Annotated in this window: 11 protein-coding genes; all 11 read left to right on the top strand. The window is 69.4% G+C overall.

Annotated elements, in window-relative coordinates:
* Positions 1–9: 9 nt before the first annotated feature.
* From KUM03_RS04025 to nuoL, 11 genes are read left to right on the top strand one after another with little or no spacing between them, the layout of a single operon-like run.
* On the top strand, positions 10–564 hold the full coding sequence (locus KUM03_RS04025; protein WP_010041554.1) for an NADH-quinone oxidoreductase subunit B family protein: 555 nt from the start codon (positions 10–12) through the stop codon (positions 562–564).
* Positions 561–1,337 carry an NADH-quinone oxidoreductase subunit C gene (locus KUM03_RS04020; protein WP_217245584.1) on the top strand — a complete coding sequence of 259 codons (777 nt, stop codon included), beginning with the start codon at positions 561–563 and terminating at the stop codon, positions 1,335–1,337. Before KUM03_RS04025 ends, KUM03_RS04020 begins: the two co-directional genes overlap by 4 nt.
* The gene (locus KUM03_RS04015) at positions 1,334–2,656 is read left to right on the top strand and encodes an NADH-quinone oxidoreductase subunit D (protein WP_217245583.1); all 1,323 of its coding nucleotides are present in this window, start codon (positions 1,334–1,336) and stop codon (positions 2,654–2,656) included. The genes KUM03_RS04020 and KUM03_RS04015 overlap by 4 nt, the downstream gene beginning before the upstream one ends.
* Positions 2,653–3,525 (top strand): NADH-quinone oxidoreductase subunit NuoE, encoded by an 873-nt coding sequence (nuoE, locus tag KUM03_RS04010; RefSeq protein WP_217245582.1) that lies wholly within the window; start codon positions 2,653–2,655, stop codon positions 3,523–3,525. The genes KUM03_RS04015 and nuoE overlap by 4 nt, the downstream gene beginning before the upstream one ends.
* Entirely contained in the window at positions 3,522–4,871 is a 1,350-nt protein-coding gene (nuoF, locus tag KUM03_RS04005; RefSeq protein ID WP_217245581.1) for an NADH-quinone oxidoreductase subunit NuoF, read from the top strand. The genes nuoE and nuoF overlap by 4 nt, the downstream gene beginning before the upstream one ends.
* Positions 4,868–7,372, top strand: coding sequence for an NADH-quinone oxidoreductase subunit G (locus KUM03_RS04000; RefSeq protein ID WP_217245580.1), 2,505 nt, complete (start codon positions 4,868–4,870; stop codon positions 7,370–7,372). The genes nuoF and KUM03_RS04000 overlap by 4 nt, the downstream gene beginning before the upstream one ends.
* A complete protein-coding gene (gene nuoH, locus KUM03_RS03995; RefSeq protein ID WP_217245579.1) occupies positions 7,369–8,757 on the top strand; it encodes an NADH-quinone oxidoreductase subunit NuoH in 1,389 nt (462 codons plus the stop codon). The genes KUM03_RS04000 and nuoH overlap by 4 nt, the downstream gene beginning before the upstream one ends.
* Entirely contained in the window at positions 8,750–9,391 is a 642-nt protein-coding gene (gene nuoI / locus KUM03_RS03990; protein WP_073725310.1) for an NADH-quinone oxidoreductase subunit NuoI, read from the top strand. The genes nuoH and nuoI overlap by 8 nt, the downstream gene beginning before the upstream one ends.
* Positions 9,388–10,245 carry an NADH-quinone oxidoreductase subunit J gene (locus tag KUM03_RS03985; RefSeq protein WP_217245578.1) on the top strand — a complete coding sequence of 286 codons (858 nt, stop codon included), beginning with the start codon at positions 9,388–9,390 and terminating at the stop codon, positions 10,243–10,245. Before nuoI ends, KUM03_RS03985 begins: the two co-directional genes overlap by 4 nt.
* Positions 10,242–10,541, top strand: coding sequence for an NADH-quinone oxidoreductase subunit NuoK (nuoK, locus tag KUM03_RS03980; RefSeq protein ID WP_004927567.1), 300 nt, complete (start codon positions 10,242–10,244; stop codon positions 10,539–10,541). Before KUM03_RS03985 ends, nuoK begins: the two co-directional genes overlap by 4 nt.
* A gap of 15 nt (positions 10,542–10,556) precedes the next feature.
* A complete protein-coding gene (nuoL, locus tag KUM03_RS03975) occupies positions 10,557–12,530 on the top strand; it encodes an NADH-quinone oxidoreductase subunit L (RefSeq protein WP_217245577.1) in 1,974 nt (657 codons plus the stop codon).
* Position 12,531: the final 1 nt, after the last annotated feature.

The raw sequence follows: 12,531 nt of genomic DNA, 5'->3' as shown, positions 1-12,531 counted from the left end.
GCCTTTGACATGGGACTCGAAGAAAAACTGCCGAGCGGCTTCCTGCTGACCACCGTCGAGCAGGCCGCGGGCTGGGTGCGCAAGTCGTCCGTCTTCCCCGCCACGTTCGGCCTCGCCTGCTGTGCCATCGAGATGATGACCACCGGCGCCGGCCGCTACGACCTGGCGCGCTTCGGCATGGAGGTCTTCCGCGGGTCGCCGCGGCAGGCGGACCTGATGATCGTCGCGGGCCGCGTGAGCCAGAAGATGGCGCCGGTGCTGCGGCAGGTCTACGACCAGATGCCGAACCCGAAATGGGTGATCTCCATGGGGGTCTGCGCCTCCTCGGGCGGCATGTTCAACAACTACGCGATCGTCCAGGGCGTCGACCACATCGTCCCGGTCGACATCTACCTCCCGGGCTGCCCGCCGCGGCCCGAGATGCTGATGGACGCCATCCTCAAGCTCCACCAGAAGATCCAGACCTCCAAGCTCGGCGTGAACGCCGAGGAGGCGGCCCGCGAGGCGGAGGAGGCGGCGCTCAAGGCCCTGCCCACGATCGAGATGAAGGGGCTGCTGCGGTGAGCGACGCGAACAACACCGCGGGTGACAAGAACAACGCCGCGGGTGACGCGAACGGGGTGAACCCCGAGAAGGACCTGTCCGCCGAGAACCTCCCGGGTCAGCGCGGCCAGGGCGGCGAGGAGATCCGCGTCCAGCGCGGCATGTTCGGCGCCGCGGGCGGCGGCGACACCTCCGGCTACGGCGGCCTGGTCCGTTCCGTCCGGCTCCCCGGACCGGCGAGCCGGCCCTACGGGGGATGGTTCGACGAGGTCGCCGACGAACTCGAGGGCGCGCTGGAGGAGCAGGGACTGCTGCCCGACAACGCCATCGAGAAGACGGTCGTCGACCGCGACGAGCTGACCTTCCACATCGAGCGCGAGCACCTGGTCCGCGTCGCCCGCACCCTGCGCGACGACCCGGCCCTGCGGTTCGAACTGTGCACCGGCGTCAGCGGCGTCCACTACCCGAACGACAAGGGCCGCGAGCTGCACGCCGTCTACCACCTGCGTTCGATCACCCACAACCGGCTGATCCGGCTCGAGGTCAGCGCGCCCGACGGCGACCCGCACATCCCGTCGCTGTTCTCGGTCTATCCGACGAACGACTGGCACGAGCGCGAGACGTACGACTTCTTCGGCATCGTCTTCGACGGCCATCCGGCGCTGACGCGGATCATGATGCCGGACGACTGGCAGGGCTTTCCGCAGCGCAAGGACTACCCCCTCGGCGGCATCCCCGTCGAGTACAAGGGCGCCCAGATCCCGGCTCCGGACCAGCGGAGGTCGTACTCATGAGCACTTCGCACGCCTCCCCTCGCGAGACCACCGAGGGCACCGTCTACACGGTCACCGGCGGCGACTGGGACGAGGTCGTCCAGGCCGCGGCCCGCGCCGACGACGAGCGCATCGTCGTCAACATGGGGCCGCAGCACCCCTCCACCCACGGTGTGCTCCGCCTGATCCTGGAGATCGACGGCGAGACGGTCACCGAGGCCCGCTGCGGCATCGGCTACCTGCACACCGGCATCGAGAAGAACCTCGAGTACCGGACGTGGACCCAGGGCACCACCTTCGTGACGCGCATGGACTACCTGACGCCGTTCTTCAACGAGACGGCGTACTGCCTGGGCGTCGAGAAGCTCCTCGGCATCGAGGACCAGATCCCGGACCGGGCCACGATCATCCGGGTCCTGCTCATGGAGCTGAACCGGCTCTCCTCGCACCTGGTGTGCGTCGCCACCGGTGGCATGGAGCTCGGCGCGACCACCGTCATGATCTACGGCTTCCGCGATCGTGAACTGATTCTCGACGTCTTCGAGCTGATCACCGGCCTGCGGATGAACCACGCGTACATCCGCCCGGGCGGACTCGCCCAGGACCTGCCGCCCGGCGCGGTCGACCAGGTCCGCGAACTGGTGAAGAAGCTGAAGAAGAACCTCCCGGAGTACGACAAGCTCTTCACCGGGAACCCCGTTTTCAAGGGCCGTATGCAGGACGTCGGATATCTCGACCTGGCCGGCTGCATGGCTCTGGGCGCCACCGGCCCGGTTCTGCGCTCCACCGGCCTGCCGCACGACCTGCGCAAGACCCAGCCCTACTGCGGCTACGAGACGTACGACTTCGACGTCCCGACCGCCGAAACCTGCGACTCCTACGGCCGCTTCCTGATCCGGCTGGAGGAGATGCGCCAGTCGCTCCGCATCGTCGAGCAGTGCCTGGACCGGCTCCAGCCCGGCCCGGTCATGGTCGCCGACAAGAAGATCGCGTGGCCCGCCCAGCTCGCCCTGGGACCGGACGGACTGGGTAACTCCCTCGACCACATCAAGAAGATCATGGGCACCTCCATGGAGGCCCTGATCCACCACTTCAAGCTGGTCACCGAGGGCTTCCGCGTGCCGCCGGGACAGGCGTACACGGCGGTCGAGTCGCCCAAGGGCGAACTCGGGGTGCACGTCGTGTCCGACGGAGGCACCCGCCCCTACCGGGTCCACTTCCGCGACCCGTCCTTCACCAACCTGCAGGCCATGGCGGCGATGTGCGAGGGCGGCCAGGTCGCCGACGTCATCGTGGCCGTGGCGTCCATCGACCCCGTGATGGGAGGCGTCGACCGGTGACCACCTCTTCTTCGGAGCGGGGCGTCAGCCTGGGCATGCCGGAACTGCCCGCGCCCGCCTACCCGGACGACGTCCGGGCCCGGCTGGAGACCGACGCGCGCGAGGTCATCGCCCGCTACCCGGACTCCCGGTCCGCCCTCCTGCCGCTGCTGCACCTCGTGCAGTCGCAGGAGGGGCACGTCACGCGCACCGGGATGCAGTTCTGCGCGGACATGCTGGACCTCACCACGGCCGAGGTCACCGCGGTCGCCACCTTCTACACCATGTACCGGCGCAGGCCGAGCGGCGACTACCAGGTCGGTGTCTGCACCAACACGCTGTGCGCGGTGATGGGCGGCGACGCGATCTTCGAGTCCCTCCAGGAGCACCTGGGCGTCGGCAACGGCGAGACCACCGAGGACGGCAAGGTCACCCTGGAGCACATCGAGTGCAACGCGGCCTGCGACTTCGCGCCGGTCGTGATGGTCAACTGGGAGTTCTTCGACAACCAGACCCCGGCGAGCGTCAGGCACCTCGTGGACGACCTGCGCGCGGGACGGCCGGTGACGCCCACGCGCGGTGCGCCGCTGTGCACCTTCAAGGAGACCGCCCGGATCCTGGCGGGCTTCCCCGACGAGCGGGACGGCGCCGTCGCGGCCGGCGGCAGCGCGGGTCCCGCCTCCCTGGCCGGGCTCAAGCTGGCCAAGGGCGAGGCGTCCGCCGCGCGCGTGGTGCACCCGCGGGACGGCGGACCGCACGACGCACCGCAGGACCGGGCCGTGCACGACCCGTCCCCGACGGAACACCTGAGCTCGCACGACGCGCCGCAGGACACATCGGCATCCGACCCTTCCCACCCGGCAGGGCCTACCGCCGAGGAGGGGGAGTGATGACCGTGGCAGCCGAGATCAAGGGCACCAGTCCGGAGAAGCTGCTCGCACCCGTGCTGTCGGCCTTCTGGGACGAGGACGAGTCCTGGACTCTGGACGTCTACCGGAGGTACGAGGGGTACGAGGGGCTCCGCAAGGCGCTGGCGATGTCGCCGGACGACCTGATCGCGTACGTCAAGGACTCGGGTCTGCGCGGACGCGGCGGCGCGGGGTTCCCGACGGGGATGAAGTGGCAGTTCATTCCCCAGGGGGATGGCAAGCCTCACTATCTAGTTGTCAACGCCGACGAGTCGGAGCCGGGGACCTGCAAGGACATCCCGCTCCTCTTCGCGAACCCGCACAGCCTCATCGAGGGCATCGTCATCGCGTGTTACGCCATCAGGTCTTCGCATGCCTTCATCTATCTGCGTGGTGAAGTCGTCCCAGTGCTGCGGCGGTTGCACGAGGCCGTGCGCGAGGCCTACGCGGCCGGCTTCCTCGGCGAGAACATCCTGGGCAGCGGACTCGACCTCACACTCACCGTGCACGCGGGCGCGGGCGCGTACATCTGCGGTGAGGAGACCGCACTGCTCGACTCGCTCGAAGGCCGCCGGGGTCAACCGCGGCTCCGTCCCCCCTTCCCTGCTGTGGCCGGCCTCTATGCCTGCCCGACTGTGGTGAATAACGTCGAATCGATCGCGTCGGTTCCCGCGATCCTGAACAAGGGCAAGGACTGGTTCAGGTCGATGGGCAGCGAGAAGTCCCCGGGCTTCACGCTCTACTCGCTCAGCGGCCACGTCGCGGGCCCCGGCCAGTACGAGGCCCCGCTCGGCATCACGCTGCGTCAGCTCCTCGACATGAGCGGCGGCATGCGTCCGGGCCACCGCCTCAAGTTCTGGACGCCGGGCGGCTCCTCGACGCCGATGTTCACCGACGAGCACCTCGACGTCCCCCTCGACTACGAGGGAGTGGGCGCCGCCGGTTCCATGCTCGGCACCAAGGCGCTCCAGTGCTTCGACGAGACGACCTGCGTCGTGCGGGCCGTCACCCGCTGGACCGAGTTCTACGCCCACGAGTCCTGCGGCAAGTGCACACCGTGCCGCGAGGGCACGTACTGGCTCGTGCAGCTGCTGCGCGACATCGAGGCCGGCAAGGGCGTGATGTCCGACCTCGACAAGCTGAACGACATCGCCGACAACATCAACGGCAAGTCCTTCTGCGCCCTCGGCGACGGTGCCGCCTCGCCGATCTTCTCCTCGCTCAAGTACTTCCGCGAGGAGTACGAGCAGCACATCACGGGCCGCGGCTGTCCCTTCGACCCGGCCAAGTCGACGGCCTGGGCCGACCGCACGGAGGTGAACGCATGACCGTGACCACCAATGCTCCCTCGGGTGGGGGAGAGGCGGCGGTCCCGCCGGAGGACCTCGTATCGCTGACGATCGACGGCGCCGAGATCAGCGTGCCCAAGGGCACCCTGGTCATCCGGGCCGCCGAGCAGCTCGGCATCGAGATCCCCCGGTTCTGCGACCACCCCCTCCTCGACCCGGCCGGCGCCTGCCGCCAGTGCATCGTCGAGGTCGAGGGCCAGCGCAAGCCCATGGCCTCCTGCACCATCACCTGCACCGACGGCATGGTGGTGAAGACCCACCTGACCTCGCCCGTCGCCGAGAAGGCCCAGCACGGTGTGATGGAGCTGCTGCTCATCAACCACCCGCTGGACTGCCCGGTCTGCGACAAGGGCGGCGAGTGCCCGCTGCAGAACCAGGCGATGTCGCACGGCCAGTCCGAGTCCCGCTTCGAAGGAAAGAAGCGGACCTACGAGAAGCCGGTGCCGATCTCGACGCAGGTGCTGCTCGACCGCGAGCGGTGCGTGCTGTGCGCCCGCTGCACCCGGTTCTCCAACCAGGTCGCGGGCGACCCGATGATCGAGCTGATCGAGCGCGGCGCGCTCCAGCAGGTCGGCACCGGCGAGGGCGACCCCTTCGAGTCGTACTTCTCCGGCAACACCATCCAGATCTGCCCGGTCGGCGCGCTCACCTCGGCGGCGTACCGGTTCCGCTCCCGTCCCTTCGACCTGATCTCCTCGCCGTCGGTGTGCGAGCACTGCTCCGGCGGTTGCGCGACCCGCACCGACCACCGGCGCGGCAAGGTCATGCGGCGCCTGGCGGCCAACGAGCCGGAGGTCAACGAGGAGTGGATCTGCGACAAGGGCCGCTTCGGCTTCCGGTACGCGCAGCAGCGGGACCGGCTGACGACGCCCCTGGTGCGAGGCGCCGAGGGTGAGCTGGAGCCGGCCTCCTGGCCGGAGGCCCTGCAGATCGCCGCGCAGGGCCTGCTCGCATCGAAGGGCCGGACCGGTGTCCTGGCCGGCGGGCGACTCACCGTGGAGGACGCCTACGCGTACAGCAAGTTCGCACGTGTGGCGCTCGACACCAACGACATCGACTTCCGCGCGCGCGTGCACAGCACCGAGGAGGCCGACTTCCTGGCCTCCAGGATCGCCGGACGCGGCCGAGACCTCGACGGTACGGGAGTCACGTACACCGCGCTGGAGAAGGCGCCGGCCGTCCTGCTGGTCGGGTTCGAGTCGGAGGAGGAGGCGCCCGGCGTCTTCCTGCGGCTGCGCAAGGCCTGGCGCAAGCACGGGCAGAAGGTCTTCTCGCTGGCCACGCACGCCACGCGGGGCCTGGAGAAGGCCGGCGGCACCCTGCTGCCGGCCGCTCCCGGCACGGAGACCGAGTGGCTGGACGCCCTCGCCGGCGGTGTCGGCCTGGAGGACGGTGGCTCCCAGGCAGCCGAGGCCCTGCGCGCCGAGGGTGCCGTGATCGTCGTCGGCGAGCGGCTGGCGTCCGTCGCCGGGGGCCTCACCTCCGCCGTACGGACCGCCTCCGCGACCGGCGCCCGGCTGGTGTGGATCCCGCGCCGGGCCGGGGAGCGCGGCGCCATCGAGGCGGGGGCGCTGCCCTCGCTGCTGCCGGGCGGGCGCCCGGCGACCGACCCGCGCGCGCGTGAGGAGGTCGCCGCGGTCTGGGGCCTGGCCGACCTCCCGCACCGCTACGGCCGCGACACCGGTGAGATCGTGGAGGCCGCCGCCCGGGGCGAGCTCCAGGCACTGCTCGTGGCGGGAGTGGAGGTTGCCGACCTGCCTGATCCGGCACGCGCGCGTGCGGCACTCGCGGAGGCCGGGTTCGTGGTCTCCCTGGAGCTGCGGCCCAGCGAGGTCACCGAGAAGGCGGACGTCGTCCTGCCGGTCGCCGCGGTCGCCGAGAAGGCCGGGACCTTCCTCAACTGGGAGGGCAGGGTGCGTTTCTTCGAGGCCGCGCTCAAGCCCGACCAGATGACCCGCCGCCTCGCGCCCACCGACGCCCGCGTCCTGCAGATGCTGGCCGACGCCATGGACGTGCACTTGGGGCTGCCGGACCTGCGCACCACCCGCGCGGAGATCGACCGGCTCGGCGCCTGGGACGGGCCGCGGGCCGGTGAACCGCTGTACACCGCGGGCGCGCTGCCCCGGCCGGCCGCCGGTGAGGCGGTACTGGCCGGGCACCGGCTGCTGCTCGACCAGGGGCTGCTCCAGCAGGGCGACGAGGCGCTGGCCGGCACCCGGCACGCCGCCCGCGCGCGCGTGTCGGCCGCCACCGCCGCCGAGGCCGGCGTCAAGGACGGCGACCTCCTGGCCGTCACCGGACCCACCGGTGCCGTCGAATTCCCGCTCCAGATCACCGAGATGCCCGACCGGGTGGTCTGGCTCCCGCTGAACTCGGCCGGCAACGGCGTCGCCTCCGACGCCGGAGTGCTGCCCGGGACCCTCGTCCGCATCGGTCCGGCCACGCTCGCGGGCGAGGCCCCCAAGGAGGTGGAGGCATGAGCCCGTACCTCGCCGCTGAAGACCTCTCGATGTTCGGCACCGACCCCTGGTGGCTCGTCGTCATCAAGGCGGTCTTCTGCTTCGCCTTCCTGATGGTGACCGTGCTGTTCTCCATCGTGTGGGAGCGCAAGGTCGTCGCCTGGATGCAGCTGCGCATCGGCCCCAACCGGCACGGCCCCTGGGGCATGCTCCAGTCGCTCGCCGACGGCATCAAGCTGATGCTCAAGGAAGACGTCGTCGTCAAGCGCGCCGACAAGGCGGTGTACATCCTCGCGCCCATCGTCGCGGCCATCCCGGCCTTCATGGCGATCGCGGTGATCCCCTTCGGACCCGCCGGCAACGAGGTCTCGATCTTCGGCCACCGCACCGCGATGCAACTCACCGACCTGCCGATCGCCATGCTGTTCATCCTGGCGGTCGCCTCGGTCGGCATCTACGGCATCGTGCTCGCCGGCTGGAGCTCCGGATCGACGTACCCGCTCCTCGGCGGCCTGCGCTCCTGCGCGCAGATGATCTCCTACGAGATCGCCATGGGTGCCGCGTTCGCCTCGGTCTTCCTCTACTCGGGGTCGATGTCGACGTCGGAGATCGTCGCCCAGCAGGGCGACCGCTGGTACATCGTGCTGCTGCCGGTCTCCTTCATCCTCTACATCGTCACCATGGTCGGCGAGACCAACCGCGCCCCCTTCGACATGCCGGAGTCCGAGGGCGACCTCGTGGGCGGCTTCAACACCGAGTACTCGTCGATCAAGTTCGCGATGTTCATGCTCGCCGAGTACGTGAACATGGTGACGGTCTCGGCGGTCGCCACCACGCTCTTCCTCGGCGGCTGGCGGGCACCCTGGCCGATCAGCACCTTCTGGGAGGGCGCCAACCACGGCTGGTGGCCGCTGCTCTGGTTCGTGGTCAAGGTGCAGCTGCTGCTGTTCTTCTTCATCTGGCTGCGCGGCACGCTCCCGCGCGTCCGCTACGACCAGCTGATGAAGCTCGGCTGGAAGGTCCTCATCCCGGTCTCCCTGGTCTGGCTGATGCTCGTGGCGACCGTGCGGGCCCTGCGCAACGAGAACTACGAGTTCACCGACATCGCCCTCTACGTCGGCGGCGGCGTCCTGGTCCTGCTGGTGCTGTCCTTCGTCGTCGACATGTACCGCGAGAAGGGCAAGCGGGCCGAGGCTCCGGCCGAGGAACCGGCCGCCTTCGACCCGATGGCCGGCGGGTTCCCCGTACCGCCGCTGCCCGGGCAGGAGCTGCCGCCGGTGCCCAGGCGCCGTCCGCGCCGGGAGCGGGAGCTGATTGTCAGTGGTGGGCCCGATACTCACAGTGACGGATCTACGGGTGGATCTGCGGGCGGATCTACGGATGGAAAGGAGGCGTCCGATGGCTGAGGAACCCAAGGAGACCGACCCCGGTTTCCTGAACCCCGTGGCCGGCTTCGGTGTGACCTTCAAGGCCATGTTCAAGAAGCGGCTGACCGAGCAGTACCCGGAGCAGCAGAAGACCACCGCTCCGCGCTTCCACGGACGGCACCAGCTCAACCGCCATCCGGACGGACTGGAGAAGTGCGTCGGCTGCGAGCTGTGCGCCTGGGCGTGTCCCGCCGACGCGATCTACGTGGAGGGCGCGGACAACACCGACGAGGAGCGCTACTCGCCGGGCGAGCGGTACGGCCGCGTCTACCAGATCAACTACGCCCGCTGCATCCTGTGCGGCCTGTGCATCGAGGCGTGCCCCACGCGCGCGCTGACGATGACCAACGATTTCGAGCTGGCCGACTCCAGTCGCGCCAACCTCATCTTCACCAAGGACCAGCTCCTCGCCGGCCTGGAGGAGGGCATGGTCGACTCGCCCCACGCCATCTACCCGGGCACGGACGAGCAGGACTACTACCGGGGCCTGGTCACCGAGGCCGCGCCCGGCACCGTCCAGCAGGTCGCGCACTCCAAGGGCGAGGTCGTCCAGGAGGGCGACTCGACCTTCGGCGGGACCGAGCCGGCGTCGGAGGAGGTGATCCGCCGATGACCGCGCAACTCGCCGCCGCGGCGACTCTCTCCGCAGGCACCTCCACCGGAGAGGCCGTCCAGTTCTGGATCCTCGGCACCGTCGCGGTGATCGGCGCCCTGTGCACCGTCTTCATGAAGAAGGCCGTGCACAGCGCGCTCTGCCTCGCCGGGACCATGATCGTCCTGGCGGTGTTCTACCTCGCCAACGGCGCCTACTTCCTCGGCGTGGTGCAGATCATCGTCTACACCGGCGCGATCATGATGCTGTTCCTGTTCGTGGTGATGCTCGTCGGCGTCACCGCGGCGGACTCCCTGAAGGAGACCATCAAGGGCCAGCGCTGGCTGGCGCTCCTGTCCGGGCTCGGCTTCGGCATCCTGCTGATCGGCGGCATCGGCAACGCCTCGGTCAGCGAGTTCACCGGCCTCGGCCAGGCGAACGCGAACGGCAACGTGGAGGGCATCGCCTCCCTCATCTTCACCAAGTACGTCTTCGCCTTCGAGATCACCGGTGCCCTGCTCATCACGGCCGCCGTCGGCGCGATGGTGCTCACCCACCGCGAGCGCACCGAACGGGCCGCGACCCAGCGGGAGCTGGCCGAGAAGCGCGTCCGCGAGGGCAAGTACCTGCCGCCGCTGCCCGCACCCGGCGTCTACGCCCGGCACAACGCGGTCGACATCGCGGGCCTGCTGCCCGACGGCACCCCCTCCGAGCTGACCGTCAGCAAGACGCTGCGCGACCGGGGCCAGATCCGCGACGTGTCGACGGACGCGCTCAACGACCTCAAGGCACTGGAGCAGCGTGCCGAGGAGCGCCTGGAGCGCACGGCGGTCGAGCCGGCCAACTTCAAGCGGTCCGAGGAGGCGTCGAAGTGAACCCCGTGAACTACCTCTATCTCGCGGCCCTGTTGTTCACGATCGGTGCCACCGGCGTGCTGATCAGGCGCAACGCGATCGTGGTCTTCATGTGCGTCGAGCTGATGCTCAACGCCTGCAACCTCGCGTTCGTCGCCTTCTCCCGCATGCACGGCAACCTCGACGGCCAGATCATCGCCTTCTTCACGATGGTCGTCGCCGCCGCGGAGGTCGTGGTCGGGCTCGCGATCATCGTGTCCCTGTTCCGTTCCCGCCACTCGGCCTCGGTCGACGACGCCAGCCTGATGAAGCTGTGAGGGGTCGCTAGAACCGTGACTAACGCAGAGAATCTGATTGCGCTGCTGGTGGCGGCGCCCTTGCTCGGAGCGGCGGTCCTGCTGTGCGGCGGACGCCGACTGGACGCCGTCGGCCATTGGATCGGCACGGTGCTGGCCGCCGCCTCCTTCGTGATCGGCGTCGTCCTCTTCGCCGACATGCTCGGCGCCGGCGCCGAGGACCGCACCCTGACGCAGCACCTGTTCAGCTGGATCCCGGTGGAGGGCTTCCAGGCCGACGTCGCCTTCCGGCTCGACCAGCTGTCGATGACGTTCGTGCTGCTGATCACCGGCGTCGGTTCGCTCATCCACCTGTACTCGATCGGGTACATGGAGCACGACGAGCGTCGCCGCCGCTTCTTCGGCTACCTGAACCTGTTCCTCGCGGCGATGCTGATCCTCGTCCTCGCCGACAACTACCTGCTGCTGTACGTCGGCTGGGAGGGCGTCGGTCTCGCCTCCTACCTGCTGATCGGCTTCTGGCAGCACAAGCCCAGTGCCGCCACCGCCGCGAAGAAGGCCTTCCTGGTCAACCGCGTCGGCGACATGGGCCTGTCCATCGCGATCATGCTGATGTTCCTGTGGTTCGGCACCTTCGCCTTCGGGCCGGTGCTCGGCGGCAACGGGGAGGCGGGGCTCGCGGGCTCGGCCGACGAGGGCAAGCTCACCGCGATCGCCCTGATGCTGCTGCTCGCGGCCTGCGGCAAGTCCGCCCAGGTACCGCTGCAGTCCTGGCTCGGGGACGCGATGGAGGGCCCGACCCCGGTCTCGGCCCTCATTCACGCCGCGACCATGGTGACGGCGGGCGTGTACCTGATCGTCCGCTCGGGGGCCATCTTCAACGGCGCGCCCGACGCACAGCTCGTCGTCACCATCGTCGGCGCGGTCACGCTGCTGTTCGGTGCGATCGTCGGTTGCGCCAAGGACGACATCAAGAAGGCGCTGGCCGGCTCGACCATGTCGCAGATCGGCTACATGGTGCTGGCCGCCGGTCTCGGCCCCATCGGCTACGTCTTCGCGATCATGCACCTGGTGACGCACGGCTTCTTCAAGGCCGGGCTGTTCCTCGGCGCCGGTTCGGTCATGCACGGCATGAACGACGAGGTCGACATGCGCCGCTACGGCGGACTGCGCAAGTACATGCCGGTCACCTTCATCACCTTCGGCCTCGGCTACCTCGCCATCATCGGTTTCCCGGGCCTGTCCGGCTTCTTCTCCAAGGACAAGATCATCGAGTCGGCGTTCGCCAAGGGTGGCACCGAGGGCTGGATCCTCGGCGCCTGCGCCCTGCTGGGCGCCGCCATCACGGCGTACTACATGACGCGCGTGATGCTGATGACGTTCTTCGGTGAGGAACGCTGGCGCAACGCCCCGACGCCGTCGCCGAAGCAGCCGGACGTGGAGCCCGCCGCCGAGACGCGCGGTGAGTACACCCCGCCGCACCCGCACGAGTCCCCGAAGATCATGACGATCCCGATGATCGTGCTGGCCGTCGGCTCGGTGTTCGGCGGCGCGTTCTTCAGCATCGGCGACCGCTTCGTGCACTGGCTCGAGCCCATCACCGGGCACGACCACGGCCATGCGCCGATCAGTGCCCTGACCGTCACGGTCTCGACGGTCGCCGTGATGGTGATCGGCGTCGCGGTCGCCTGGGCGCAGTACGGCCGCCGTCCGGTCCCGGCCGTCGCCCCGCGCGGATCGCTGCTCACCCGGGCCGCCCGGCGTGACCTGCTCCAGGACGACTTCAACCACGTCGTACTGGTCCGCGGCGGAGAGCACCTGACGCGCTCCCTGGTCTACGTCGACCACACCCTGGTCGACGGCGTGGTCAACGGCACGGCGGCCTCGGTCGGCGGCCTGTCCGGGCGGATGCGCAAGCTGCAGAACGGGTTCGCGCGCAGTTACGCGGTCTCGATGTTCGGCGGTGCGGCGGTCCTCGTCGCCGCGACCCTGCTGATGAGGGCGGTCTGAT

Origin of the sequence: Streptomyces sp. AC602_WCS936 (assembly GCF_019049125.1) — a bacterium.
Classification (GTDB): domain Bacteria; phylum Actinomycetota; class Actinomycetes; order Streptomycetales; family Streptomycetaceae; genus Streptomyces.
This window is presented reverse-complemented; position numbering and strand designations above follow the sequence as displayed.